Here is a 25,315-nt window from a genome sequence, read left to right as displayed (position 1 = left end):
GAGGACCGTGTGACAGGAGTGGGCATGTCCGGGAACCGAACGGATACGTGTGCGGACCGGCGGCCGGGCCCGTGGCGGCGCCGGCGCAGGAAGGGCGAGGAGCGGCGTCCCGGCCCGCCCGGCCCGTACGCCATGCTGCCCTGGCTGCTGATGGGGATGGGCTCCTTCTCCAATCTCTTCCAGGGCGAGGCGGCCAACCCCTGGCTCGGCGGTCTCGGGCTGCTCACGTTCAACTCCCTCTATGTTTCGGTGGTGTTCCGCGGCTTCGACCGGAGGAAGCGGGAGAGCCCGGTGTCGTACTGGCTGCTCGCCGCGATGGCCGCCGTCACGTTCGCGCTGGCGATCGGCTACGGCGGGAGCTGGCTGCTGTTCTTCCCGCTGCTCTCACTGGCCTGCGGCGCCGTCCTGCGCAACCGGCAGCTGGCGGTCTGCGTGCTCGCGCTCGCCCTGACCGCCACCTTCGTGGCGGTGTGGCGCGGCAACGGCAGCTCGGACCCGTGGACGATCGGTTACGGCACATTCATCTCGGGTGCGGTGACCGCCGCGATCCTCACCCTCGCGGAGACCGTGATGGAACTGCGGGCCACCCGGCAGGAACTGGCCCGGACCGCCGTCGAGAAGGAGCGGCTGCGCTTCTCCCGCGATCTGCACGATCTGCTGGGCCACACGCTCTCCGTGATCGTGGTCAAGTCGGAGGCCGCGCGCCGGCTCGCGCCCCGCGACATGGACGCGGCGCTCACCCAGGTCGCCGACATCGAGTCCGTCGGCCGGCAGGCCCTCACCGAGATCCGGGAGGCCGTCACCGGCTACCGGGAGGGCAGCCTGGCCACCGAACTGGACCGGGCCCGCTCGGCGCTGACCGCCGCCGGGATCGAACCGGTGCTCCGCCGCTCGGGCCCACCGCTCGCCCCGCAGACGGAGGCCCTGCTGGGCTGGGTGGTGCGGGAGACCGTCACCAATGCCGTACGCCACTCCCGGGCGACCACCTGCTCGTTCGTGCTCGACGGCACGGCCGAACGGGTCCGGCTGACGGTCACCGACGACGGCCGGACCCCGCCCGCACCGCCTTCCCCGGGCATCGGAGGCACCGGCCTGAAGGGCCTCGCCGAACGCCTGGCCGCGGCCGGCGGCTCGCTGACGGCGGGCAGTGGCCCCGAGGGCGGTTTCGTGGTCACGGCGGAACTCCCGGCGGACGCACCCGGCCCGGTGGACGCCGACCCGGCTTCCGGCCCGGCCGAGAGCCATACGCTGGGACGGTGAACGAGATGCCGCAGGACCACCGCCCGGCCAAGTCCGTACGGGTACTGCTCGCCGAGGACCAGGGGATGATGCGGGGCGCGCTCGCGCTGCTGCTCGGTCTTGAGCCGGACATCGAGGTCGTGGCGCAGGTGGCCGCCGGGGACGAGATCGTGGACGCCGCGTTGCTGTCCCGGCCCGATGTGGCGCTGCTGGACATCGAGTTGCCCGGCCGCAGCGGGCTGGACGCCGCCGCCGATCTGCGTGAGCAGGTGCCGGACTGCCGGGTGCTGATCCTCACCACGTTCGGCCGCCCCGGCTATCTGCGCCGGGCGATGGAGGCCGGGGCGGCGGGGTTCCTGGTCAAGGACGGGCCGGTCGAGGAGCTGGCCGCCGCGATCCGGCGGGTGCTGGGCGGCGAGACGGTGATCGACCCGGCGCTGGCCGCCGCCGCGCTCAGCGCCGGGCCCAGCCCGCTGACCGCGCGGGAGCGGGACGCGCTGAACGCCTCGGTGGACGGGGCGACGGTCGCCGACATCGCGGCGAAGCTGCATCTGTCCGAGTCGACGGTGCGGAACTATCTGTCCGCGGCGATCGGCAAGACGGGAACGCGCAACCGGATGGAGGCGGTGCGGGCGGCGCGGCAGCAGGGGTGGCTGTAGCCCGGTCCGGACGGAGGGCCCCGATACCCGCGGACGCCACGGCGGCAAGCGTGGCCACAGAGCCTGCGGACCCGGCCCGATCCGGACGGAGGGCCCCGATGCCCGCGGGCCCCGTGCCTCAGTGGCGTTCCGGCCGGTGGCGCGGCAGCAGGAGGACCATCAGCAGCAGTCCGCCGAGCAGCACCGCGCCGGCCGTCCGGAAGGCCAGTGCGTAGCCGGCCGTCAGTTCCACCGGGTCCGCGGCGCCGCCCGTGCGGGCCGCGGCGACCGTGGAGAGGACGGCCAGGCCGAGTGCGCCGCCCATCGTGCGGGAGGTGTTGACGAGGCCGGAGACCAGGCCCGCTTCGCCGGGGGCCGCGCCGGAGGTGGCGAGGGCGGCGAGCGGGGTGGCCGCGAGGCCGCTGCCGGTCATCATCAGCACACCGGGCAGACAGACCGCGGTGAGGTACGAGCCGTCGGCCGTCATCGTGGACTGCCAGCCGAAGCCCGCGGCGGCGACCGCCGTGCCGATCAGCGCCAGGTTCTTCGCGCCGGTCCGGGCCATCATTCTGGGCGCGCACATGGAGCCGACCACGACGGCCACCGAGGTGGGCATCAGGGCGAGTCCGGCCTTCAGCGCGCTGTAGTCCAGCACGTTCTGCGCGTACACGGTCATGAAGTACCACATGGAGAAGGTGGCCGAGCCGATCACGAACATCGCCACGTTCGCCGATGCCACCGACCGCTTCCCGAGCACCCGCAGCGGCATCAGGGGCTTCGCCGTGCGGGCCTCCACCAGGACGAACAGGGCGAGCAGCGCCGCTCCGCCCAGCAGCGGTACGAGGGTCGCCGCCGCCGTCCAGCCCGCCGCCTCGATCTGCACGATGCCGTACGCGACCGAGGCCAGGCCCGCCGTGACGAGCACCGCCCCCAGGATGTCGATGCGGCTGCGCTCACCGGCCCGCCCCTCGGTGAGCCGGAGTGCGGCGCCGGTCAGGACGAGGACCCCGATGGGTACGTTGATGAGCAGGACCCAGCGCCAGGACAGCGCTTCGGTGAGCACACCGCCGATCAGTCCGCCGGCCGCGCCGCCGCCCGCGCCGACCGCCATCCAGGTCCCTATGGCCCTGGTCCTGGCGGGGCCCTCGGGGACGGCGGCGGTGAGCAGGGTGAGGGTCGCGGGGGCGAGCACGGCCGCGCCGAGTCCCTGCGCGGCTCGCGCGGCGAGCAACTGCCAGCCCTCCTGGGCGAGTCCGCCGGCCAGGGAGGCGGCGGTGAACAGGCCGAGGCCGACGAGGAACATCCGCTTGCGGCCGTAGAGATCGGCGGCCCGCCCGCCGAGCAGCATGAACCCGGCGAACGCGATCGAGTACGCGTTGAGCACCCATTGCAGTCCTGCGGTGCTCAGCCCCAGACCGGTACGCATGGACGGGAGGGCCACATTGACGACGGACACGTCGAGAACGACGAGGAACTGGCCGGTGCAGGCGATGAGCACGACCGCCCAGGCGTGGGTCCGGGCCCGGGGCCGGCCGGTTCTGCGGATGGGCGTCGTCACGTCAACCATGGCTGTCATGTTCGCAGCCACCCCGAGCCCCGTACATCGGTTTCCGGGCGGTGGCGGCCCCGGTCCAGCGGCGTAGGACCCGCGCTCCGCCGGGCCTCAGCGGCGCAGCAGCGTCACCACCGCCGCCCCACCGAGCCCGATGTTGTGGGCCAGGCCGATCCGGGCGTCCGGCACCTGCCGGTTTCCCGCCTCGCCCCTGAGCTGCCAGGTGAGTTCGGCGGCCTGGGCGATGCCGGTGGCGCCGAGCGGGTGGCCCTTGGAGATCAGCCCGCCGGACGGGTTGACCACCCAGCGGCCGCCGTACGTGGTGGCCCCGGACTCGACGAGCTTCCCGGACTCGCCCTCGCCGCACAGCCCGAGCGCCTCATAGGTGAGGAGTTCGTTGATGGAGAAGCAGTCGTGCAGTTCGATGACGTCCAGGTCGGCGGCCGAGAGCCCCGACGCCTCGTAGACCTGGCGGGCGGCGGCCTGCGACATCGGCCGGCCCACGGCGTCGATGCAGGTCCCCGAGGCGAAGGAGTCGCCGGTGTCGGTGGTCATGGCCTGGGCGACGATCTCGACCGCCCGGTCGCCCAGTCCGTGGCTCTCGACGAAGCGTTCCGACACCACGACGGCGGCGGCCGCGCCGTCGGAGGTGGGTGAGCACTGGAGCTTGGTCAGCGGGCGATGGATGGTCTTCGCGGCGAGTATCTCCTCGACCGTGTACGGGTCCTGGAACTGGGCGTACGGATTGTTCACCGAGTGCCGGTGGTTCTTGGCGCCGACGGCGGCGAGCTGCGCCTCGGTCGTCCCGTACCGCTCCATGTGCTCGCGGGCCGCGTTGCCGAAGATCTGGGCGGTGGGCGGGCTCATCTCGAAGCCGTGGGCGGCGGCCATGATCCCGTAGTGCCGGGCGACGGGTGACGTCTTGAAGTCCGCGGCACCGCCGTCCGCTCCCCCGCCGCCGAGGGCGCCGCGCGTCATCTTCTCGAAGCCGAGCGCGAGTACGCAGTCGCTGCCGCCGCCCTCGACGAACTGCCGGGCCATCATCAGAGCGGTGGAGCCGGTGGCGCAGTTGTTGTTGACGTTGTAGACGGGCACTCCGGTCAGGCCGAGTTCGTAGACGGCGCGCTGGCCTGCGGTGGATGGCTGGAAGCAGTAGCCGACGGCGGCCTGCTGGATCTGTTCGTACGCGATCCCGGCGTCGGCCAGCGCCGCCGTGCCCGCCTCCTTCGCCATGTCCCAGAACTGCCAGTCACGGGTCTCGGGCTTCTCGAACTTCGTCATTCCGACGCCGACGACGTACGCCTTCATGAGCTTCATGGGCTTCGCGTGCTGTACGGGCTTCATGGGAGGTCCCTTCAATCGCGCGGGAGGCCGAGGATGCGCTCGGCGACGACATTGAGCTGAACCTGGGTGGTGCCGCCCGCGATGGTCAGGCAGCGGGACATCAGGAAGCCGTGCAGGGCCCGCTCCCCCGGCCCTTCGCCGGCCGCGCCCGCCGGGCCGAGCAGTTCGAGGGCGAGTTCGGCGACCTTCTGCTGGTGGGTGGTCTGGACGAGCTTGCGGACGGAGGCGCCCGCGCCGGGTTCGAGTCCGGAGACCTGCTGCATCGTGGTGCGCAGCCCGATGCAGCCCAGTGCGTGGGCCTCGGCGGCGAGTGCTCCGATACGGGCCCGGCAGGCGCCGTCGAGTTCGCCGGAGCGGGCGATCAGCGCCTCGAGGCCGGTGTCGAAGGTCATCTGGTCGGCCATGTGGACGCGTTCGTTGCCCAGGGTGTTGCGGGCGACCTTCCAACCGCCGTCGGGCTCGCCGACGACGGCGTCGGCCGGCAGCAGGACGTCGTCGAAGTACACCTCGTTGAAGAGGGCGTCGCCGGTGATCTCCTTCAGCGGCCGGATGTCGATGCCCGGGGTGTTCTTCATGTCGACGAGGAAGTAGCCGATCCCACGGTGCTTGGGGGCGTCCGGGTCGGTCCGGGCGAGCAGGATCCCGTGGTCGGCCCACTGGGCGGCGCTCGTCCACACCTTCTGTCCGTTGATCCGCCAGCCCTCCTCGGTCCGTTCCGCCTTCGTGCGGAGCGAGGCGAGGTCGGATCCCGCGCCGGGCTCGGAGAACAGCTGGCACCACAGGAGTTCGCCGCGCAGGGTGGGCAGCAGATAGCGCTCCTGCTGCTGCGGCGTGCCGTGGGCGAGGAGCGAGGGCACCACCCAGGTGGCGATTCCCAGGTCGCTCAGCTTCACCCCTTGTTCCTTCAATTCCTGCTGGATGACGAGCTGTTGTACGGGGCCGGCGCCCAGGCCGTAGGGGGCGGGGAGGTACGGGGCGGCGTAGCCGGTCGGTGCGAGGGTGCGGCGGGCCTCCTTCGGACCGAGGCCGCGGGCGGCGGCGACGGCCTCGCGCGCGCCGGCCCGGTGGGCGTCGGCCCCGTCGGGGAGTTCGAGGGCGAGTCCGCGGCGGGCCCCGCCCTCGGCCAGCCGGACGGCCCGCAGCCGGTGGCCGTCCCCGGCCCCCAGCAACTGCCGGGCCACCAGGGCCCGGCGCAGATACAGATGGGCGTCGTGCTCCCAGGTGAAGCCGATCCCGCCGAGGATCTGGATGCAGTCCTTGGCGCAGCCGTACGCGGCGTCGAGTGCGTCCGAGGCGGCGAGGGCGGCGACCATGGACCGTGCGTCCGGGTCCGTCTCCTCGTCGGCGGCGCGGGCCGCGTCCCACACCAGCGCGCGGGCCCGCTCGACCCGCACCAGCATGTCGGCGCAGAGGTGCTTGACGCCCTGGAACTGCCCGATGGGCCGGCCGAACTGTTCGCGGACCTTGGCGTGTTCGGCGGCGGTGTGCAGCGCCCTGGCTGCCGTTCCACAGGCTTCCGCGGCGAGGAGGACGGCGGCGAGGTCGCGGACGCGGGTGGTGTCGGTGCGTACGAGGCGGTCGGCGGGGACGAGTACGCCCTCGGCGCGGACCTCGGCGGTGGGCCGGGTCGGGTCGGCGCCGCGGTGCGGGCGGGCACTGAGCCCGGCGGTGGCGGCGTCGACGGCGAACCAGAGCGTGCCGGCGGCCGATTCGGCGGCCAGGAGCAGCAGGTCGGCCTCGGCGCCGGAGAGGACGGGCGGTGCCGTGCCGTCGAGCAGATGGCCGTCCTCGTGCTCGACGGCGGTGAGCGTGCCGGGGCCGAGGGCCACCGCGCCGATCCGCGTACCGGCCACGAGGTCGCGCACCAGGCCGTCCGGCCCCGCCGTGTGCAGTACGGCGGAGGCCAGGACGCTCGGCAGGTACGGGCCCGGGAGCGGGGCCCGGCCGGCCTCTTCGAGGACCACGGCCAGATCGAGGAGCCGGCCGCCCCCGCCCCCGTGCTCCTCGGGCAGGTGGATGGCGAGCAGGCCCTGTTCCGCGAGCCCGTCCCAGTACCCGGGGCGCACGCCGGGGGCACTTGAGGCATCCGCGTCCAGGAGTGCGCGGATCTCCTTCGACGGGACGGCGCGCGCCAGCCAGCCGCGTACGGCCTGCGCCAACTCCCTGTGTTCTTCGGTGATTCCGATGCCCATGCGGATCCTCGCCGGTCGCAGCCACTGGAACGGCGCAAGGGTAGAACACGTTCCATTCTGACGGAAGGTCAGATGGCGGCCGGATCTCCGTGCGCTCCGGGCCGAGTGCGCCGTCGTGCCCCGTTCGCAGCGCGTTCACCGGAATACCGCGGGCACCTGGAAGGTTCCACGCTGCACACACTCGGCGGTCGGGCGCTGCCCGCCCGCACCGCCCGTATGCCTCTTCCGACCCTCGATCACGCCGCCCGGAGGCCGCACGTATGCCACAGACGACGAACGAACAGCACGCCGGGGAACTCCCCGATCCGCGGCCGCGCAAGGCGGGCGGCGGGGTCGTCCCCGTGCTCGCCTTCGCGGGTATCACCGTCGCGGTGATGCAGACCCTGCTCGTCCCCGTCATCAAGGACCTGCCCGCCCTGCTGCACACCGACCCGTCGAACGCCACCTGGGTGATGACCGCGACGCTGCTCGCGGGTGCCGTCTCCACCCCGATCATGGGGCGGCTCGGCGACCTCTACGGCAAGCGGAAGATGCTGCTCGCCAGCCTCGCCGTGATGGTGATCGGCTCACTGATATGCGCCTCCACCGACGATCTCGTGGTCATGATCGTGGGCCGCGCGCTCCAGGGCTTCGCCATGGGCGCCATCCCGCTGGGCATCGGCATCATGCGCGATGAGCTGCCGCGCGAGCGGCTCGGCTCGGCGATGGCGCTGATGAGCTCCTCGATCGGGGTCGGCGGCGGCCTGGCGCTGCCCGCCGCCGCACTGGTCGCCCAGCACTTCGACTGGCACACCCTGTTCCTCGGCGCGGCCGGCCTCGGCGTGCTGTCGATGGCGCTCACCGTCGTGGCCGTGCCGGAGCCCACGCTGCGCGCCCCCGGCCGGTTCGACCTCGTCGGCGCGCTGGGACTGTCGCTCGGACTCGTCTGCCTGCTGCTGCCCATCACCAAGGGCAGCGACTGGGGCTGGACCTCGGGCAGCACCCTCGGACTGATCGGCGCCGCGCTGGTGATCCTCGTCCTGTGGGGCCTGTTCGAGCTGCGCAGCCCGGCCCCGCTGGTCGATCTGCGGACCACGGCCCGGCGCGAGGTGCTGCTCACCAACCTCGCCTCGATCATGGTCGGGGTCGCCTTCTACGCCGTCTCGCTGGTCCTGCCGCAGCTGCTCCAGCTGCCGGTGTCGACGGGGTACGGCCTCGGGCAGTCGATGGTGGTCGCGGGTCTGTGCGTGGCGCCGCTCGGTGTGACGATGATGCTCGTCGCCCCGCTGTACGCCCGGCTGTCCGCCCGCCGGGGCCCCAAGGTCTCGCTGATGCTCGGCATGCTGGTCATCGCGATCGGTTACGGGGCGGGGCAGGGGCTGATGAGCGCCGCCTGGCAGACCGTGGTGATCTCGATGGTGCTCGGGGCCGGCATCGGGCTCGCGTACTCCTCGCTGCCCGCGCTGATCATCGGGGCCGTCGACGCGTCCGAGACGGGTGCGGCCAACGGTCTGAACACCCTGATGCGGTCGATCGGTACGTCGGTGTCGAGCGCCGTGATCGGCATGGTGCTGGCGAACACCTCGGTGCATGCCGGCGGGGCCGCGCTGCCCTCGATGGAGGGGTTCCGCATCTCGTTCCTGATCGCGACGGGTGCGGTGGTGATCGGGCTGGTGCTGGCCTCGTTCCTGCCGTCGCAGCGCGAGGCGATGCGTCCGTCGCTGCTGGCGAGCAGCGCCGGGGACGACGCCCCTGCGCCCACCGCCTCCCGCCCAATCGCCGGCTCGGGCTGCTTCCGCGGCCGGGTGCTGGACGCGGACGGCGCCCCGGTGGCCCGTGCCAATGTCACGCTGATCGACCACCGGGGCCGGCAGGCCGGTCTCACCGTGGCGGACGGGGACGGCCACTACGCGCTGACCGCCCCGCACGGCGGCAACTTCGTGCTGGCGGGGTCGGCCGCCGGGTACGCGCCGAGCGCCCGCCCGGCCGCGTACCCGGGCGACGGCCTGCCGGTCGACACGGATCTGGTGCTGGGTGTCAGCGCACCGGAGCGTCGAACCGCGGTGTCGTCGTGAGCAGATGAGAGACGTCCGACCCCGCCGGGAGTTCCTGCGGCTGCGCGCCGCGGGTGAACAGCCGGGCGGGGCGGGCCCCCTGCACCCGGGCCTGGCGCCCCTCGACCCGCAGCCACGATCCCTCGCGCAGGCCGAGCACCGGCACGTCGTTCTCCTCCAGGAATTCGGTGAGCCGCTCCTCGCGGGTCTCGCCCTTGTGGGTGCTGGCCGGGTCCGGGTCCAGGTAGTGCGGGTTGATCTGGAACGGGACGAGGCCGAGCGTCTCGAAGGACGGCGGCTGCACGATGGGCATGTCGTTGGTGGTGCGCAGGGTGGGCGCCGCCATGTTCGTACCGGCGCTGGCCCCCATGTACGGCAGCCCGTCCCGCACCGCCTCGGTCACGGCGTCCCGCAGACCGGTCCGGTACAGGGCGCTGAGCAGCCGGAAGGAGTTGCCACCGCCGATGAACACGGCGTCGGACGCGGCGAGTTCGGCGACCGGGTCGGCGTTCTCGTGGACCCCGCGGACGGTGATGCCGTGGGGTTCGAGGGCCTCGCGGACGCGTGCGGTGTAGGCGGTGTAGTCGGCGAGCGCGTAGGGCACGAAGGCCAGCCGGGCGCCGGAGGGCAGGAACGCGGTGACGGTGTCGATGGCGTGTTCCAGATAACCGCGGCCGTGCTGGGTGGAGTTGGAGAGCAGCAGCAGATTCATGGGGTTCCTCTTGGTTCTCTTCCGGATCATCAGGCAGTACGGGGGCGACGGGTGCGGGGCTTCGGGCGCTGCGGAGGGTGGGTGAGCCGCCGCTCCAGCAGCTCGGCCGCGTGGCGCAGTGCGTCGAGCCGGTCGTCCGGCGCTCCCCCGAAGAGCTCCTTCGCACCGCCCAGGCTGAGGCTGCCGTACGGCTCGCGCCCCAGGAAGACCGGTACGGCGACGGTCGCGATGCCGGTGTCGTACTCGCCGACCGTCCAGGCGTATCCCTGGGCCCGGATCTTGAGGAACTCCTCCTCCAGCCGGTCCGGGTCGGTGACCGTCCGCTCCGTGAAGCGGGCCATCGGGCGGCCCCGGAAGAGCCGGTGGCGCTGTTCGTCGGGCAGATACGCGTAGTACGACTTGCTGGTCGCCCCGGCGTGCGCCGGGTAGAGCTCGCCGACCAGCGGGTAGTAGCGCAGCGGCCCGGCCTCCCCCTCCTCCGCGGCGACGCACCGCATGTGGAAGCTGTCCGGCAGGCAGAACAGGACGGTGTCGCCGGTGACCCGGCGCAGTTCCTCCAGGACCGGTCCGGCCAGCAGCTCCAGCGACCCGGAGCGCTCCCAGAGCCGGCCCAGGCGCAGCACGGCGGGGCCGATGCGGTAGCGGCGGGTGACCGGGTCGGAGACCAGGAAGCCGCGCCCGGCGAGGGTGGCGAGCAGCCGCTGGGCCACCGAGGTGTCCCAGCCGAACTCCTCGGCGACCTCGGTGACGCCCCAGTCGGGCCGGGTCCGCTCGAAGGCGAGCAGCACCAGGAGCGCCCGGTCGACGGTTTGCAGGGCTCCGGCGGGGGTGCGCCGGTCCAGATCGAAGTCCGCCATCGTCATCTCACCATTCAGACCTGAATTGCAAATAACGGGAAACAGTTGCGTTCAACGCTATCCGATCCCGAATGTGGCCTCAGCACCCCGCCCCGCGCTTCCCCCCGTCGAGCGCCGGCCGGGGTGCCCGGATGAGCGAGAAAGGCCCCCCATGTTGAAGTACGTGCTGGACATCGTCGATCTGCTGGACGATCCCCAGGTCAATGGCAAGGCGGTCGTCGAGTACCTCGACTCCGTGAGCGGGACCGAGGGCTCGTCCGCGAAGGTCACCACCGTCATCGGAGAGCAGGGCTCGACCGACTTCGTGATGGTCCGCATCCCGGGCGCCCGAGGGCGTACGTCCGGGGGCGACGCCCGCACGCTGGGCGTGGTGGGCCGGCTCGGCGGCATCGGCGCCCGGCCCGAGGTGACCGGTCTGGTCTCCGACGCCGACGGCGCGGTCTCGGCGATCGCCACCGCCGCCAAACTGCTCGACATGCGCCGCCGCGGCGACGTGCTGCCCGGCGATGTCATCGTCGCCACCCACATCTGCCCGAACGCGCCGACCGAGCCGCACGACCCGGTGCCGTTCATGGGCTCGCCCGTGGACATCGCCACCATGAACCGCCACGAGGTGGCCGACGAGATGGAGGCCGTGCTCTCCATCGACACCACCAAGGGCAACCGGATCATCAACCACAAGGGCCTCGCCCTCTCGCCCACCGTCAAGGAGGGCTGGGTGCTCCGGGTCAGCGAGCAGCTCGGCGAGCTGCTGGCCGTGGTGACCGGTGAGCCGTTGGTCACGTACCCCGTGACCACGCAGGACATCACCCCGTACGGTAATGGGGCACACCACATCAATTCGATCCTTCAGCCCGCCACCGCGACGGCCGCCCCGGTCGTCGGTCTGGCCATCACCTCGGCCGCCGCGGTGCCGGGCTGCGGTACGGGCGCGAGCCATGAGGCGGACATCGCGTCCGCCGCCCGCTACGCCGTGGAGGTCGCCAAGGCCTACGGCAGCGGACAACTGGACTTCCACGACGCGGTGGAGTTCGACAACCTCGTCAGCCGTTACGGGTCGCTGGCTCACCTCCAGACCCTCGGCCGCACACCCCAGGAGTCCTGATGGCAGCCACCCCGCAGGCCGAGGCCGCGGCCCCCGAGGCCAAGAGCATCGGCAGCGACGACTACGCGCTCTCCCGTGTGCCGCGCGACAAGCGGTTCGGCTTCTGGTCGATGCTGCTCCAGTGGCTCGCCCAGTCCGGCTCGATCTCGCAGTTCACCCTCGGCGCCACCATCGGCGTCGGCATGACCTTCGGGGACGCCTTCCTCGCCTTCACGCTCGGCGCGGTGATCCTGGAGATCGTGATCTTCGCGATCGGCCTGGCCGGCATGCGCGAGGGCCTGGCGACGCCGATGCTGACCCGCTGGGTCGGTTTCGGCCGCAACGGTTCGGCGCTGGTCAGCTTCGTGATCGCGGTCAGCCTGGTCGGCTGGTTCGGCGTCCAGAACACGATCTTCGGCAACAGCGTCTCGGCGCTGGTCGGCGGCCCGTCCTGGATGTGGTGCGTGCTGGCGGGCATCGCCATCACCGCGCTGGTGATCTTCGGCTTCAAGTACATGGCCGTCTTCGCCAAGATCGTGACCCCGCTGTTCTTCGCGATGGTCGCCTGGTCGATCGTCTCGACGCTGAAGGACCACTCGCTCAGCGAGCTGATCCACTCGCCGCCGCCCGGCCAGACCATCCCGCTGGCCGTCGCCGCCACCGCCATCGCGGGCGGCTACATGACCGGCGCGATCGTGTCCCCGGAGATGACCCGGTACAACCGGAAGGGCTCGCACGTCTTCCTGCAGAGCGCCTCGTCGATGATCCTCTCCGAGTACATCGTCGGCCTGACCGGTGTGCTCCTGGGCCACCTGGTCAAGAGCAACGAGGTCTCGCACATCGTGCTCTCCACCTCCGGCGCCTTCGGCGTCATCGTGGTCCTGATGTCCACCGCGAAGATCAACGACTGGAACCTGTACGGCTCCTCGCTCGGCGTCGTCAACTTCTTCCAGGTCGTCTTCGGCAAGCGGATCCACCGCGGCGCGGTCACGATCGTCCTCGGCATCGCGGGCACGGTCCTGTCCGCGGTCGGGATCATGACCCACTTCACCGAGTTCCTCTCCATCCTCGGCGTCGCGATCCCGCCGATCGGCGGCATCATCGTGGCCGAGTACTGGGTCGTGAAGAAGATGCGCAAGCCGCTGGACGAGACCCGCGAGTCCGAGACCCTGCCGAAAACCTCGCCCACCTGGGTTCCGATGTCCATCGTCATCTGGATCGCGGCGTTCTGCGTCGGCAAGTTCTACGACGGTGGCATCCCGGCCCTGAACTCGCTGGCCACCGCCTTCATCCTGTACAGCGTCCTCGGCCTGCTGGGCTGGGTGAAGCCGTACGGCACCTCCACCCTGGACGACGAGGACGACACCGCCGCCCCCGCCGCCCCCGCGACAACCCCTGTGGGAGCAGCATGACCACCCCCGACCCCACCTCCCCTCTCGTCCCGGCCTCGGCCGAGGCCCAGGACGAGGTCGTCGAACTCTGCGCCGAGCTGATCAGGTTCGACACCTCCAACCCCACCAGCAACGAGCGCGCGAGCGCCGACTGGGTGGTGGGCCGGCTGGCCGAGGTGGGCATCGAGTCCGAGCTGGTCGAGTCCGCCCCGGGCCGGGCGAGTGTCATCGCCCGGATCGCCGGAACCGACTCCGGGCGCGGCGCCCTCCTGGTCCACGGCCATCTGGACGTGGTCCCGGCCGACGCCTCCGAGTGGCAGGTCCCGCCGTTCTCCGGCGAGATCCGCGACGGCTACCTGTGGGGGCGTGGCGCGATCGACATGAAGGACACGGTGGCCGTCATGCTGGCCACCGCCCGCCACTTCGCCCGCACCGGCACCAGGCCGTCGCGCGATCTGGTCCTGGCCTTCCTCGCCGACGAGGAGGCGGGCGGCAAGTTCGGCGCCCACTGGCTGGTCGAACACCGCCCGGAGCTGTTCGCCGGGGTCACCGAGGCGATCGGGGAGGGCGGCGGTTTCTCCTTCGCCATCGACGACACCCGCCGCCTCTACCCGATCGAGAACGCCCAGCGCGGCATGGCCTGGATGGAGCTCACCGCGACCGGCCGGGCCGGCCACGGCTCGTCCCCCAACGACGAGAACGCGGTCACCGACCTCGCCGAGTCACTCACCCGGATCGGCCGCGAGACCTTCCCGATCCGGCTGATCGAGCCGGTCCGCGCACTGCTGGAGGAGGCGGCCCGCCTCTACGGCGTCGAGTTCGACGAGGACGACATCGAGGGCAGCCTCGCGAAGCTGGGCCCGGTCTCCGACTTCATGCAGGTGGTGCTCCGCAACTCCGCGAACCCCACCATGTTCGACGCCGGCTACCAGACCAACGTCATCCCCGGAAAGGCGACCGCCCGGGTGGACGGTCGTTTCCTCCCCGGCCACGAACAGGAGCTGATCGACACCATCGACAAGCTCCTGCTCCCCTCGGTGACCCGCGAGTGGGTCAACCACGACATCGCGCTGGAGACCACGTTCGACGGCCCGCTGGTCGACGCCATGTGCGAGGCCGTACGCGCCGAGGACCCGGACGGCCACCCCGTCCCGTACTGCAACCCGGGCGGCACCGACGCCAAGGCCTTCACCCACCTCGGCATCCGCTGCTTCGGTTTCAAGGGCCTCAAGCTCCCGCACGACCTGGACTACGGCCGTCTCTTCCACGGCGTGGACGAGCGCGTCCCGCTGGAGGGCCTGCGCTTCGGCGTCCGCGTCATGACCCGCCTCTGGCAGACCTGCTGACCCCACGATCCGCCCCGACCCGGGCTCACCCCTCGTACGCCCCCGCCGAGCACACACCGTGCCCGGCGGGGGCGTACGGCCTTGCGGCCGGGCCCGGCGCCGCCGACCCGTCACGCAGCGGCCGCGCCGACACAGAATTCGTTGCCCTCCGGGTCCGCCATCACCACGTGGTGCCCGTCGAACTTCTCCAGGACGGTCCCGCCCGCCCGCACCAGGCGTTCGGACTCCGCGTCGATCCGGGCCCACCGCTCGTCGGGACCGCCGTGCCCCGGCACTCGGACATCGATGTGGAGCCGGTTCTTCGCCGTCTTGGGCTCGGGGACCTTGAGGATGCACAAGCGGGGGCCGACGCCGTCGGGATCGCAGAGCCACGCTCCGTCGTCCACGGAGTCGTCCTCCGGCAGGTCGAAGGACGCGAACCACTCCGCACGCGTTTTGAAGGGGGCCGGCGGTGGCTCGTCGACGTAGCCGAGGGCCGTCTTCCAGAAAGCGGCGAGGGTCCGCGCGTCCGCACAATCAAGCGTCAGGTCGATTCCGGCTGCCATGCCAGGACCGTACTGCGCGCCTGTGACAGTCGGGTCATGGCCGCACGAACGATGCGCAAGGACTCCTGCGGTCCAGGAGCAGGTGCGGACAGGTCGGTGAACGCCTCGCCGGAAGCCCGGTCACGTTCTGCCGGTACGTCGACTGCGAGAACCCGCAGGGGATCAGAAGACGGCCCCGCCGGTGACAAGCTGCCCCGCCGCCCCCGCCGACACCACCGATGAGCGCGTACGGCACGATGGGGCGCCGTCGAAACGCGCACCCCCGACCACCGTCCCCACCAGGAGGAACCCGTGCCCGCCGAGTCCGTCGTCGAGCCGTCGCCCGAGATTCTCGCCGCCTTCCAGGCCGCCAAGGGCTTCATGCCGGTGGGCGAGGGACTCGCGCTGTACGCGGCCGCCGCCGAGGCCGCCGCGCTGGGGCTGCCCATCCTGGAGGTCGGCACGTACTGCGGGCGCTCCACGGTCCTGCTCGCCGACGTCGCGCGGGCGGCCGGTGTGACGGCGCTCACCGTCGACCACCACCGCGGCAGCGAGGAGCAGCAGCCCGGCTGGGAGTATCACGACCCGACCGTGGTGGACCCCGAGGTCGGGCGGATGGACACGCTGCCGACCTTCCGCCGGACCCTGCACGCGGCGGGCCTGGAGGACCATGTCGTGGCACTGGTCGGGCGGTCTCCGCAGGTCGCGGCGGTCTGGGGCGGGAAGCTCGGCTTCGTCTTCATCGACGGCGGCCACACCGACGAGCACGCGAACGGCGACTACGAGGGCTGGGCGCCGCATGTGGCCGAGGGCGGGCTGCTGGTGATCCACGATGTGTTCCCGGACCCCGCGCACGGCGGCCAGGCCCCGTACCGCGTCTATCTGCGGGCGCTGGAGTCCGGGGCGTTCACCGAGGTCTCGGTGACGGATTCGCTGCGGGTGCTGCGGCGTACCGGAACGGGCATCTGAGGGTGGCGGTCCGGAGGCCCGGATAGCATCGCGTGGTGCCGTACGACGAGAGCGTTCCCCCCACCCGGCGCCGCCGGTCCCTGCTCGCCGCCACCGCGTTCGCCGCCGTGTGCCTGACCGCCGCGGGCTGCGGCGCGGGCGACGACAGCGGCGGGACGCGGGCCGAGCCCAGGCAGGGCGGCAGCGGTACCTCCGCACCATCGCCGTCGAAGAGCGCTCCGGCACCGGAGCGGACGTCCGCCTCCCCCACCGCGTCCGCGAAGCCCCCGAAGCCTTCCGGGCCCTCCGGTTCCACGGGCGGCGGGGCCACCGGGCCGCTGTCCGGCAAGACCGTCGTCATCGACCCCGGACACAACCCGAACAACCATCTGCACACCGGCGAGATCAACCGCCAGGTGGACATCGGCACCACGCACAAGGAGTGCGACACCACCGGGACATCCACCAACTCCGGTTACGCGGAGGCGCAGTTCACCCTCGATGTGTCGCACCGGCTGCGCACCCTCCTCCAGAAGCAGGGTGCGAAGGTCGTGCTGACGTACGACAACGACCGCGCGTACGGGCCGTGTGTCGACGAGCGGGCCCGGATCGGCAACGAGGCGCGGGCCGACGCGGTGGTCTCGGTGCACGCGGACGGTTCCGCGGTCGGCAACCGCGGCTTCCATGTGATCCTTCCCGGGCTGGTGCGGGGCGGTAGGGCCGACACCTCGAAGATCGTCGAGCCGTCGCGCGACCTCGGCACCAGGATCGCCGGCCTCTTCGTCCGCGATACCGGAAGTGCACCTTCCAATTATGTCGGCGGCAATAGCGGGTTGGACATCCGAAAGGATCTGGGCGGACTTAATTTGTCGACCGTGCCCAAAGTGTTCATCGAATGCGGCAATATGCGTGATCCGAAGGACGCCGCACTGCTCACCAGCGCGGGCTGGCGCCAGAAGGCGGCACAAGGCATTGCCGATGGCATCAGCAGCTACCTCAGCGGGTAGCAAGAGGTAGTTCTGAGGCGAAATTGGGGGGAAGTGCGTCCGAGGGCCGGGCAGGGGCACAACCCGCCCGGGCAGACGATAGATTCATCCGTACGATGGGGAGCCGCCCCCGAGCTTCGTGCCGTGCCCGCCGCACCCGTGCAGGCGGCAGCGACGACCGCCCCGACGAGACGATCGACTAAGGACCTTCACGTGAATATCCGCTCCCTCACTCGAGGCGACGGCGTGGTGATCGGAGCAGCGGTCGTGCTGTTCATCGCCTCTTTCCTCGACCTCTCCGGCTTCGACTGCCCTGCGGGCATCAACTGCTCCAACTACAACGCCCCGAACGCCTGGGACTCGCTCGGGCTGCTGATGAGCGTCTATCTGGCCGGAATCATCGGAGCGGCGCTGGTCATCGTGGGCCGCGCCACCCCGGCCCGTAAGGTCGTCGGCTTCGACCTCGGTCAATTCGGTGCCGCTTTCAGTGTCTTCGCGGTGTGGACGTCCTTCTGGACGACCATCGACGCCGGCGACGCGGGCGCCGGAATGATCCTCGGACTGCTGGCCACGATCGTGCTCGCGGGCGGCGCGGTCGCCACCCCGCTGGTCCCCGCCCTCAAGGCCCCGCTGGTGAGCGCCTCGGCTCCGAGGGGCGTGCAGGCCCCGTACGGCGGTCAGCCGCAGCCCGGCCAGGGGTACGGTTACCCGGGCCAGCCGCAGCCTTCGTACGGCGGTCAGCCGGGTCAGCAGCAGCCGTACGGTGCGCAGCCGCAGCCCGGTCAGCCGGAGCCGCAGCCCCAGGGCAACGCCCCGAAGGCCGCCGGTGCGCCGGCCGGTGACTTCACGCCGTTCTGGTTCGCGGTGCCGGTGGCCCGCCCGCTGTACGGGGAGGACGGTTCGCCGTCGCCGATCGCCGAACTGGCGCCCGGTACCTGGTACCTCGCGGTGGAGCAGCGCGGTCCGGGCCTGATCGCCCAGACCCAGGACGGCCGTCGCGGCGTGCTCCAGGACACCACGGGCATCCAGCGCGGCTGAGCCCACCACACGCGGTACGACAGCGGCCCTCCGCCCCTTCCGGGCGGGGGGCCGCTGTCGTACCCTCCGTCCGTACTTCATTTTCTGACGTATCGTCAGAACTATTGGGAGGCGGCGGACATGCGGCTCGGACTGGCGCTCGGATACTGGGGCCGCGGCCCGAACCCCGCCCATCTGGAGCTGGCCAGGGAGGCGGAGGAGCTGGGGTACGCGTCGGTGTGGACGGCCGAAGCCTGGGGCTCGGACGCCTTCACCCCGCTGACCTGGATCGCCGCCCACACCTCCCGGATCCGGCTGGGCACCGGCATCGCGCAGATGGCGGCGCGCACCCCGACCGCGACCGCCATGCACGCCCTCACCCTCGACCATCTCTCCGGCGGCCGGATGATGCTCGGCCTCGGGCTGTCCGGGCCGCAGGTGGTGGAGGGCTGGTACGGGCGGCCGTTCCCGAAGAGCCCGCTGACCGCGACCCGGGAGTACGTCGACGTCATCCGCCAAGTCCTGCGCCGCGAGGCCCCCGTCGAGCTGGACGGCCGGTTCCACTCCCACCCGTACAACGGTCCGGACGCCACCGGTCTGGGCAAGCCGCTGAAGCCGATCACCCATCCACTGCGGTCGGGGCTGCCCGTCCTGCTCGGGGCGGAGGGGCCGAGAAACATCGCGCAGACGACCCGGATCGCGGACGGCTGGCTGCCGCTGTACTGGTCCCCGATGCGCACCGATGTGTACGAGGCGTCGCTCACGGACCTGCCCGACGGATTCATGATCGCGCCGATGGCGCGGGCCCAGGTCTGTGACGATGTCGCCACGGGGCTGCTGCCGGTGAAGGCGATGCTCGGCTTCTACATCGGGGGGATGGGCCACTCGGCCCGTAACTTCCACGCCGATCTGATGGCGCGGATGGGGTTCGAGGAGGAGGCACGGCGGATCCAGCAACTGTTCCTCGAAGGGCGCAAGGAGGAGGCGGTGCTGGCGGTTCCGGACGCGTTCGCGGACGAGATCTCGCTCGTCGGGCCGCGTCAACGGATCGCGGAGCGCCTGGAGTCGTGGCGCAAGGGCCCGGTCACCGATCTCCTGGTGACGGCGCCCGACCCGCAGACACTGCGGGTGCTCGCGGAGCTCAACTAGGGCCTGGGCGGGCCGGGTCGGTCGGCCAGGTGTCGGCCGGGCGTCCGCTCCGTCGTGTCGCGGTGCGCTCCCAGGGCTGGGGGTCCGGGTAGGTCAGGAGTTGCAGGGTGCTGCCCCACGGGGTGCGCAGATACGCGAACCGGTTGTGCTCCCCCGCCTCGGGGCCCGGCAGCGGCTGGGCCGCGGCGAGCAGCGAGGCGCCCGCGGCCACGCAGTCGCGGACGGCCGCGTCCAGGTCGTCGGCGTACAACGCCACGTGCTGCCAGCCGAAGTCGCAGGGCAGTGCCGGGGGTTCGCGGCGGGGCCCTGGAACTCGCAGAGCTCGATGCCCGGTCCGCCGCCGGGGAGGGCCAGCATCCTGACCGCCAGCTGCTGGGTGCCGGCCGGAACGCCGAGCCGCTGCTCGACTTCCGGGCCACTGTTGGGTCCGTCCTGGCGGCGCAGGGTGTCGTAGAGCACCTCGGCGCCGAAGGCCCTCGTGAGAAAGAGGGTCGCGGTCTCCAGGTCGGGGACCGTGACCCCGATGTGGTCGATGCCTCGCACGCTCGTGGCCGTCATGGCTTCACCGTTCCTGTCCCGGGGCCGCGCCGATGGCCCCGTCCGCCCCGGAGCGGGCCCGCTCCGGGATCGTGCCGCCGCGCGACCAGGCCAGGAGCCGGCCGGCCGGCCAGGTGGTGACGACGCGTTCCGCCGGGACCAGGCACTCCTCGGCGCGGGCACAGCCGTGGATCTGCCAGTCCAGCTGTCCGGGTGCGTGGGCGTCGGTGTCGACGGCGAAGAGGGTGCCCGCCCCGACGGCGCGGCTCAGCAGCCTGCGGGGCGGGTCGAGCCGTTCCGGTCGGCTGTTGATCTCCACGGCGGTGCCTGCTTCCGCGCACGCGGCGAAGACCGCGTCCGCGTCGAACCGGGACTCCGGGCGCTTGCGCTCCGCGACCAGCCGTCCCGTGCAGTGTCCGAGGATGTTCGCCCGCGGATGGCGGACGGCCGCGACCAGCCTCCTGGTCATCGGCGCCGGGGCCATCCGCAGCTCGGAGTGGACGGAGACCACCACGACGTCCAGCTGTTCCAGCAGCTCGTCCTCCTGGTCGAGGGAGCCGTCGGGAAGGATGTCGCACTCGATGCCGGTGAGCAGCCGGAACGGCGCCCATCGCGCGTTCAGCTCGGCGATCCGTGCCAGCTGCCGGCGCAGCCGGTCCGGGGAGAGACCGTTGGCGACGGTCAGCCGGGGCGAGTGGTCGGTGAGGACCGCCCACTCGTGGCCCAGCTCCGCCGCGGTGCGGCCCATCTCGTCGATCGGGCTGCCGCCGTCCGACCAGTCGGAGTGCAGATGGCAGTCGCCGCGCTGGAGCGCGAGGAGGTCCGCGCCGCCCTCGTCGGGCCCGGTCGCGGCCTCCTCCTCCAGCCGTTCCAGATAGCCGGGTACGTCCCCGGCCACCGCTTCCCGGATCACCTGCGCGGTCTTCGGCCCGATGCCCTTGACCGACTCCAGTGAACCGTCCGCCGCCCGCCGCCCGGCCTCGCCGTCCGCCATCGCGGCCACCGCGTCGGCGGCAGCGCGGAAGGCCCGCACGCGGTAGGTGCCGGCCCTGCCGCGTTCCAGCAGGAAGGCGATCCGTTTCAGGGCGCGCACTGGCTCCATCGGCACCTCCACCGGGGCCGCCGGACACTACGGGCTTGTCCCATCCAGCTTCGCTCAGCCCCGCCCGGCCCGCACAACGGGCAGGCCGGCGGCGGGCTCCCCGGGCCGGGGGGCTCAGCCGAAGGTGGCGCGCTCCAGCCAGAAGTCCAGCAGCTCCGTGTCACCGAGCACCTCGACCCGGTCACTGTCTGCCGCCAGGCGCCGGTTGAAGACCAGCATGACGTCGGTGAGCGGGCCCCGCAGCGCGACGGTCGCCTTCTCGTGGGCGCGCCGCCAGGTGAAGCCGTCCTCGCCGAACTCGATCAGCCATTCGGCGCCCGGCACGTCCGTGGCGTGGAGGTGGATGGAGCGCCCGGCCCCGGTCAGTTCGGCGGCGTGCGCATCGCCCGCGCTCCGGGCGAAGTCGACGATCTCCAGCCATTCCTCGATCGTGTCGGCGGCCAGCGCCGGCGCCACCTCGTACCCGGTCCCCGCGGTGACCGCCGCGTCGGCGTGGTGGACGATCGTCTCGTGCGCCATCCGGCGCGCCCAGAAACCGGTGCTCCCCTCCCAGGCCCAGGACCACACCTTCTGTCCCGCGCCCGCGGCCCGCAGCGCCTCGACCGTGCCGGCCGCGCCGTCCGCCAGCCAGGCGTCGAGGGCGGCGGGGTCTTCGCTCCCGGGGGCGGAGTCCGGAACCCGCTCCGGCGGAACCACCTCGGTGGCCCGGGTGCGTACGATCTCGCCGGCCCAGCGGTGGGCCCGGCCGACGTGGAGGGCGAGTTCGCGCAGGGTCCAGTCGGGGCAGGTCGGTACGGTCGCGCCGAGGTCCGCGCCGAGGATGGTGGCCCTCAGCGCGTCGGTCCGGGCGATGATCTCGTCACAGTAGAGGTCGTGCGTGAGGTCCTGCGTGAGTGCGCTCATGTCTCGCACCCTAGTGCGATCACGGGCCGAACCCCATTGGTTATCCGCCGAGTTGCGAGGTGGTGGGTACCTTGTCCTTGACCTCGGCACCGGCGCTCCTGCCCGCGTCCTTGATGCCGTTGATCACGCTCTCGAAGGCCCCGATGTCCCCCTCGCCCGCCTGGCCCTTGCGGAGCTTGTCGGCGAGTCCCTTGAGCGATTCGATGCCCGCCGTCAGCGGCGCGACCGCCTTGGACAGCAGCGGGTCGCCCTTGGCGTTGACCGTCGCCGCCTTCAGCCGGTTGTAGGCGAAGCCACCCGCGAGACCGGCCTTGACCAGCGCGAACGTCCGCCCGTCGGCACCCTTCTTGAACTTGCCCGCCCGGTAGGGCTTCACGATCCACTGGTACGTCGCACCGGCCGCGAGCCCCGCGTTGGTGACGAACCGGGTCTTGGCGAACTTCTGCGCCTCGGCCGACGAGGTGCCGCTCGGGGACGCCGAACTGCTCGCACCGCTCTTGTCGCCGCCGCCGCACGCGGTGGCGCCCACGACGAGGGCGCAGGACAGCAGCAGCGAGACGATCGGACGGCGGAGCGGTACGGGACCGGTCGCGGCGGAACTGGGCACAGCGGGCCTCCCTGGCCGGGCGCATCAGGGCGATCTCTACGGTGAGTGACGCTTGTGGGCACTCTCGGTAAGGTTCGCCCGGCCCGGGACGGCGTGCCACTCGGGAAACGCCGTCCGGGTTCCCGGTGCGGGGCACGCGACAGGGGCATGAGGACCGGCCGGTGCGGCGGTCGCGTCAGGCGACGCTGTACGTCCGGTCCGGGTGCCCGTCGAGGAGCAATGCGCGCACCGTCCCGGCCTCCGGGGCGTGCAACCGCTCGTAGACATCGAGCGCCTCGTTCCACGAAGCGACGGCACGGCCGGTCTGGCCCAGTTCCGAAAGTGCGTGGCCGAGCACGGTCAGCACGTTGGCCCGACGCCACTCCCCACCGATTCCGCCCAGCGTGATCAGCGCCGTCTCGGCGTTGGCCGCGGCCTGCGCCGGGCGCCGCGCGGCGAGGTCGACCTCGGCCAGACGGAACAGGCTCATGCCTTCCCACAGCTGCTGCCGGCCCGCACGGAAGACGTCCAGCGCCTCGTGGAGGCAGTCGCTCGCGGAGTCCAGTTCGCCGCTCCGGGTGAGGGCCAGGGCAAGCGCGTAGCGGCCGTTGGCGCCGCGCACGGAGCTGCCCATCGCGTCGTAGATCTCGATGCCCTGCCGGGCCAGCGCGATGGCGCTCGCGGTCCGGCCGGTCGCGAGGTGGATGCGCGAGAGGTTGCACAGGACGGCGGCCTCTCCGGGGCGGTCGCCGAGCGCGCGGAAGCACTCGATGGCCCGGGAGAGCTGCGCCTCCCCGTCCCCGTACCGCTTCTGGTACAGCGCGATGACGCCTCTGCTGTTGAGCGCGTCGCCCATGGTCCAGGAGTCGCCGGCCGAACCGCCGAGCCGTACCGCCTCGCGTGCTTCGTGGTCCGCCTCCCGGAAGCGGCCCGCGAGGGAGTGCAGGTGGGCGAGAGCGGTTCGCGTCCGGCCCTCGGTGCGCTCGTCGCCGGTTGCCGCAGCGGCGCCCCGCAGGGCCGTGACCGCCAACTCGTAGCGTTTGAATTCGCTGCCGGACTCGGCGAGGTCCCGCGTCGCCAGCAGCAGATCGGCCGCCTTGCGCAACTCGCCCGTGTCGACGGCCTGATGGGCCGCGGACAGCAGCGCCTTTGCCTCGCCGAACAGCCAGTCCAACGCCTCGGCGCGGGCGGTGAAGACCAGCCCGTCGCCGGTGGTCGGCTCCAGGTGCTCGATCAGGCGGTCGCCGGGCCGCTCCAGTGCGTACACGCCCGCTGCGGTGGCCAGGTAGAAGTCGAGCAACCGGGACAGCGCCGCTGCCCGCTCACCCGGCAGTTGCTCGTCCCGCTCCGCGCAGGCACGCGCGTAGAGGCGGAGCAGGTCGTGATACCGGTACCGGCCCGGTGCCGCCGACTCCACCAGCGATGTGTCGACGAGGGACTCCAGGAGTTCCTCGGTGTCCTCCTGGGGGAGGCCGAGCACGGCCGCGGCGGCCGGCAGAGAGAGGTCCGGCCCGTCCGCCAGGCCCAGCAGACGGAACGCGCGCGCCTGCGCGCATTCCAGCTGCCCGTAGACCAGCTCGAAGGCGGCCTTCACCGCCAGGTCACCGGACTGCAGCTCGTCCAGTCGCCGCCGCTCGTCCGCCAGCTTCGCGGCCAGTACCGAAACGGTCCAGGTCCGCCGCACCGCCAGCCGCGACGCCGCGATCCGGATCGCCAACGGCAGGAAGCCGCACGCGGCAACGACGTCGCGCGCCGCCACACTCTCGCTCGCGACCCGTTCGTGGCCGACGATCCTGGTGAACAGGTGCAGGGCCTCCTCCGGGCTCAGCACGTCCACGTCCACCAGACGGGCGCCCGCCAGGTCGCCGAGGTGCCCCCTGGACGTGATCAGCGCGGCGCATCCCTCCGTGCCCGGCAGCAGCGGCCTCACCTGGGCGGCGTCGCACGCGTTGTCCAGGAGCACCAGCACCCGCCGCCCGTCCAGGACCGAGCGGTACAGCGCCGCCCGGTCCTCCAGGGAGGCGGGGATCGCCGCTTCCGGCGTGCCCAGAGCGCGCAGGAAGGAACCCAGGACCGTCTCGGGCTCCGTCCTCGTCGTCCGCAGGCCCTGAAGGTCTACGTACAGCTGACCGTCGGGAAATGCCGGGCGGGCCCGGTGAGCGACGTGTACCGCCAGCGTCGTCTTGCCGACGCCCGCGATTCCCGACAGTGCCGACACCGCCATGACCTGCCCGTCGGCCGATGCCAGCACCTCCCCCAGCTCCTCCACGTACGACACACGGCCCGTGAAGTCGGGGACCGTGGCGGGCAGTTGGGCGGGACGAACGGAGGCCACGGGCGGCTCGGGCTCCGGAGCGGACAGCTCCGCCAAGGCCGGGTCAGCCTGCAGAATCCGGTGCTGCAGCTCCGTCAGGGCGCGGCGGGGGTCCACTCCCAGTTCGTCCGCCAGCAGCCGTCTGGTGTCGGCGTAGACCGCCAGTGCCTCCGCCTGACGGCCGCTGCGGTACAGCGCAAGCATCAGCAGCTCCCGCAGCCGCTCGCGCAGCGGATGCACCGCCGTCAGCGACGTGAGTTCCGAGACCGCTTCCGCGTGGTGGCCCTGCTCCAGCTCCATGTCCAGGCGGAATTCGATCAGTTGGAGGCGCCACTCCTCCAGACGGATGCGCTGGGCCTCCGCGTACGGGCCCGGCACCCCCGACAGCGGCTCGCCGTCCCACAGGTCCAGCGCCCTGCGGAGCAGATCACTCGCGCGGCCCGCCTCCCCATCGCCTCTGGCCCGCTCCGCCCGCTCCGCGAGATCCTGCACCGTCGACAGGTCCAGGGCTCCGTCCGGCAGGCCCCGGATCGCGTAACCGCCCGACTCGCTCACCAGGACGCCCGGGTCGAGGACCTTGCGCAGACGGGAGGCATATGTCCGGATGGCGGCCAGCCCCTGCGACGGGGGCTCGTCGCCCCACAGCGCGTCGATCAGTTCGGCCGCGGTCGCCGTACGGCCCTCGCGCAGCAGCAGGGCGGCCAACAGCCCGCGCTGCTGCGGTGATCCGCTCGGCAGTGCTTCGTTTCCGCGCCAGGCGCGCACCGGGCCGAGTACGCTGAAGCGCAGTGCCACCGGGCCGTCGGGCGACATGACGGGACGCCGCTCCGGCTCCCGTGACGCGTCATCCATCGCTGCCCC

Annotated in this window: 21 protein-coding genes and 1 pseudogene; 10 read left to right on the top strand and 12 right to left on the bottom strand. The window is 72.1% G+C overall.

Annotation, left to right across the window (positions count from 1 at the left end):
• Positions 1–24: 24 nt before the first annotated feature.
• Entirely contained in the window at positions 25–1,260 is a 1,236-nt protein-coding gene (locus tag ACFVH0_RS04890; protein ID WP_385818035.1) for a sensor histidine kinase, read from the top strand.
• 5 nt (positions 1,261–1,265) lie between these two features.
• Entirely contained in the window at positions 1,266–1,898 is a 633-nt protein-coding gene (locus tag ACFVH0_RS04885) for a response regulator (RefSeq protein WP_385818072.1), read from the top strand.
• Between the two features lie 118 nt (positions 1,899–2,016).
• On the opposite strand, the gene ACFVH0_RS04880 is transcribed toward ACFVH0_RS04885, so the two are convergent.
• The 3 genes from ACFVH0_RS04880 to ACFVH0_RS04870 form a co-directional block, all read right to left on the bottom strand.
• Positions 2,017–3,453 (bottom strand): MFS transporter, encoded by a 1,437-nt coding sequence (locus ACFVH0_RS04880; RefSeq protein WP_385818034.1) that lies wholly within the window; start codon positions 3,451–3,453, stop codon positions 2,017–2,019.
• Positions 3,454–3,540: 87 nt separating this feature from the next.
• Positions 3,541–4,737 (bottom strand): lipid-transfer protein, encoded by a 1,197-nt coding sequence (locus ACFVH0_RS04875; RefSeq protein ID WP_385818071.1) that lies wholly within the window; start codon positions 4,735–4,737, stop codon positions 3,541–3,543.
• A 47-nt stretch (positions 4,738–4,784) separates the two neighbouring features.
• Positions 4,785–6,965: an acyl-CoA dehydrogenase gene (locus ACFVH0_RS04870; RefSeq protein WP_385818033.1), complete on the bottom strand. Its 2,181-nt coding sequence runs from the start codon at positions 6,963–6,965 to the stop codon at positions 4,785–4,787.
• Positions 6,966–7,225: 260 nt separating this feature from the next.
• On the opposite strand from ACFVH0_RS04870, the gene ACFVH0_RS04865 reads away from it, so the two are divergent.
• Positions 7,226–9,019, top strand: a complete 1,794-nt coding sequence (locus ACFVH0_RS04865; protein WP_385818032.1) for an MFS transporter — start codon at positions 7,226–7,228, stop codon at positions 9,017–9,019.
• On the opposite strand, the gene pepE is transcribed toward ACFVH0_RS04865, so the two are convergent.
• Positions 8,982–9,710, bottom strand: a complete 729-nt coding sequence (gene pepE, locus ACFVH0_RS04860; protein ID WP_385818031.1) for a dipeptidase PepE — start codon at positions 9,708–9,710, stop codon at positions 8,982–8,984. The two genes, ACFVH0_RS04865 and pepE, sit on opposite strands and share 38 nt — an antisense overlap.
• Positions 9,711–9,739: 29 nt before the next feature.
• The gene (locus ACFVH0_RS04855; protein ID WP_385818030.1) at positions 9,740–10,567 is read right to left on the bottom strand and encodes an IclR family transcriptional regulator; all 828 of its coding nucleotides are present in this window, start codon (positions 10,565–10,567) and stop codon (positions 9,740–9,742) included.
• 151 nt (positions 10,568–10,718) lie between these two features.
• On the opposite strand from ACFVH0_RS04855, the gene ACFVH0_RS04850 reads away from it, so the two are divergent.
• Genes ACFVH0_RS04850 through ACFVH0_RS04840 form a run of 3 tightly spaced genes read left to right on the top strand, consistent with a single transcriptional unit; the run spans position 10,719 to position 14,388 of the window.
• A complete protein-coding gene (locus ACFVH0_RS04850) occupies positions 10,719–11,672 on the top strand; it encodes a DUF1177 domain-containing protein (RefSeq protein ID WP_385818029.1) in 954 nt (317 codons plus the stop codon).
• Complete coding sequence (locus ACFVH0_RS04845; protein WP_385818028.1) at positions 11,672–13,063, top strand: cytosine permease; 1,392 nt, start codon at positions 11,672–11,674, stop codon at positions 13,061–13,063. Before ACFVH0_RS04850 ends, ACFVH0_RS04845 begins: the two co-directional genes overlap by 1 nt.
• A complete protein-coding gene (locus ACFVH0_RS04840; protein ID WP_385818027.1) occupies positions 13,060–14,388 on the top strand; it encodes a M20/M25/M40 family metallo-hydrolase in 1,329 nt (442 codons plus the stop codon). Before ACFVH0_RS04845 ends, ACFVH0_RS04840 begins: the two co-directional genes overlap by 4 nt.
• A gap of 110 nt (positions 14,389–14,498) precedes the next feature.
• Here the strand turns inward: ACFVH0_RS04840 and ACFVH0_RS04835 are convergent, their stop codons facing one another.
• The gene (locus ACFVH0_RS04835; protein WP_385818026.1) at positions 14,499–14,933 is read right to left on the bottom strand and encodes a VOC family protein; all 435 of its coding nucleotides are present in this window, start codon (positions 14,931–14,933) and stop codon (positions 14,499–14,501) included.
• A 360-nt stretch (positions 14,934–15,293) separates the two neighbouring features.
• Here ACFVH0_RS04835 and ACFVH0_RS04830 point away from each other — a divergent pair, with 360 nt between their 5' ends.
• The 4 genes from ACFVH0_RS04830 (at position 15,294) to ACFVH0_RS04815 (ending at position 19,012) form a co-directional block, all read left to right on the top strand.
• Positions 15,294–15,881: a class I SAM-dependent methyltransferase gene (locus ACFVH0_RS04830; RefSeq protein ID WP_385818070.1), complete on the top strand. Its 588-nt coding sequence runs from the start codon at positions 15,294–15,296 to the stop codon at positions 15,879–15,881.
• Positions 15,882–15,916: 35 nt separating this feature from the next.
• The gene (locus ACFVH0_RS04825; protein WP_385818024.1) at positions 15,917–16,867 is read left to right on the top strand and encodes an N-acetylmuramoyl-L-alanine amidase; all 951 of its coding nucleotides are present in this window, start codon (positions 15,917–15,919) and stop codon (positions 16,865–16,867) included.
• Between the two features lie 192 nt (positions 16,868–17,059).
• On the top strand, positions 17,060–17,884 hold the full coding sequence (locus ACFVH0_RS04820) for a DUF5336 domain-containing protein (protein WP_385818023.1): 825 nt from the start codon (positions 17,060–17,062) through the stop codon (positions 17,882–17,884).
• Between the two features lie 120 nt (positions 17,885–18,004).
• Positions 18,005–19,012 (top strand): LLM class F420-dependent oxidoreductase, encoded by a 1,008-nt coding sequence (locus tag ACFVH0_RS04815; RefSeq protein WP_385818022.1) that lies wholly within the window; start codon positions 18,005–18,007, stop codon positions 19,010–19,012.
• On the opposite strand, the gene ACFVH0_RS04810 is transcribed toward ACFVH0_RS04815, so the two are convergent.
• From ACFVH0_RS04810 to ACFVH0_RS04785, 6 genes and pseudogenes are all read right to left on the bottom strand, one after another.
• A complete protein-coding gene (locus ACFVH0_RS04810) occupies positions 19,005–19,268 on the bottom strand; it encodes a hypothetical protein (protein ID WP_385818075.1) in 264 nt (87 codons plus the stop codon). The two genes, ACFVH0_RS04815 and ACFVH0_RS04810, sit on opposite strands and share 8 nt — an antisense overlap.
• A gap of 101 nt (positions 19,269–19,369) precedes the next feature.
• Positions 19,370–19,570, bottom strand: a pseudogene (locus tag ACFVH0_RS04805) (VOC family protein); the annotation flags it as partial.
• Between the two features lie 4 nt (positions 19,571–19,574).
• Positions 19,575–20,651, bottom strand: coding sequence for a PHP domain-containing protein (locus ACFVH0_RS04800; protein WP_385818021.1), 1,077 nt, complete (start codon positions 20,649–20,651; stop codon positions 19,575–19,577).
• A gap of 114 nt (positions 20,652–20,765) precedes the next feature.
• A complete protein-coding gene (locus tag ACFVH0_RS04795) occupies positions 20,766–21,554 on the bottom strand; it encodes a maleylpyruvate isomerase family mycothiol-dependent enzyme (protein WP_385818020.1) in 789 nt (262 codons plus the stop codon).
• 40 nt (positions 21,555–21,594) lie between these two features.
• Positions 21,595–22,161, bottom strand: a complete 567-nt coding sequence (locus ACFVH0_RS04790; RefSeq protein ID WP_385818019.1) for a hypothetical protein — start codon at positions 22,159–22,161, stop codon at positions 21,595–21,597.
• A 175-nt stretch (positions 22,162–22,336) separates the two neighbouring features.
• A complete protein-coding gene (locus ACFVH0_RS04785) occupies positions 22,337–25,306 on the bottom strand; it encodes a BTAD domain-containing putative transcriptional regulator (protein WP_385818018.1) in 2,970 nt (989 codons plus the stop codon).
• Positions 25,307–25,315 lie beyond the last annotated feature (9 nt).

Source organism: Streptomyces sp. NPDC127117 (assembly GCF_042677325.1).
Lineage (GTDB): Bacteria > Actinomycetota > Actinomycetes > Streptomycetales > Streptomycetaceae > Streptomyces.
Note: the sequence above shows the minus strand (reverse complement) of the source record. Positions and strands in the feature narration are given on the sequence as shown.

Excerpts from the sequence above, each read along its gene's own strand:
- ACFVH0_RS04890 (WP_385818035.1), top strand. The coding sequence starts at position 25 with ATGTCCGGGAACCGAACGGATACGTGTGCGGACCGGCGGCCGGGCCCG.
- ACFVH0_RS04885 (WP_385818072.1), top strand. The coding sequence starts at position 1,266 with ATGCCGCAGGACCACCGCCCGGCCAAGTCCGTACGGGTACTGCTCGCC.
- ACFVH0_RS04880 (WP_385818034.1), bottom strand. The coding sequence starts at position 3,453 with ATGACAGCCATGGTTGACGTGACGACGCCCATCCGCAGAACCGGCCGG.
- ACFVH0_RS04875 (WP_385818071.1), bottom strand. The coding sequence starts at position 4,737 with ATGAAGGCGTACGTCGTCGGCGTCGGAATGACGAAGTTCGAGAAGCCC.
- ACFVH0_RS04870 (WP_385818033.1), bottom strand. The coding sequence starts at position 6,965 with ATGGGCATCGGAATCACCGAAGAACACAGGGAGTTGGCGCAGGCCGTA.
- ACFVH0_RS04865 (WP_385818032.1), top strand. The coding sequence starts at position 7,226 with ATGCCACAGACGACGAACGAACAGCACGCCGGGGAACTCCCCGATCCG.
- pepE (WP_385818031.1), bottom strand. The coding sequence starts at position 9,710 with ATGAATCTGCTGCTGCTCTCCAACTCCACCCAGCACGGCCGCGGTTAT.
- ACFVH0_RS04855 (WP_385818030.1), bottom strand. The coding sequence starts at position 10,567 with ATGGCGGACTTCGATCTGGACCGGCGCACCCCCGCCGGAGCCCTGCAA.
- ACFVH0_RS04850 (WP_385818029.1), top strand. The coding sequence starts at position 10,719 with ATGTTGAAGTACGTGCTGGACATCGTCGATCTGCTGGACGATCCCCAG.
- ACFVH0_RS04845 (WP_385818028.1), top strand. The coding sequence starts at position 11,672 with ATGGCAGCCACCCCGCAGGCCGAGGCCGCGGCCCCCGAGGCCAAGAGC.
- ACFVH0_RS04840 (WP_385818027.1), top strand. The coding sequence starts at position 13,060 with ATGACCACCCCCGACCCCACCTCCCCTCTCGTCCCGGCCTCGGCCGAG.
- ACFVH0_RS04835 (WP_385818026.1), bottom strand. The coding sequence starts at position 14,933 with ATGGCAGCCGGAATCGACCTGACGCTTGATTGTGCGGACGCGCGGACC.
- ACFVH0_RS04830 (WP_385818070.1), top strand. The coding sequence starts at position 15,294 with ATGCCGGTGGGCGAGGGACTCGCGCTGTACGCGGCCGCCGCCGAGGCC.
- ACFVH0_RS04815 (WP_385818022.1), top strand. The coding sequence starts at position 18,005 with ATGCGGCTCGGACTGGCGCTCGGATACTGGGGCCGCGGCCCGAACCCC.
- ACFVH0_RS04800 (WP_385818021.1), bottom strand. The coding sequence starts at position 20,651 with ATGGAGCCAGTGCGCGCCCTGAAACGGATCGCCTTCCTGCTGGAACGC.
- ACFVH0_RS04795 (WP_385818020.1), bottom strand. The coding sequence starts at position 21,554 with ATGAGCGCACTCACGCAGGACCTCACGCACGACCTCTACTGTGACGAG.
- ACFVH0_RS04785 (WP_385818018.1), bottom strand. The coding sequence starts at position 25,306 with ATGGATGACGCGTCACGGGAGCCGGAGCGGCGTCCCGTCATGTCGCCC.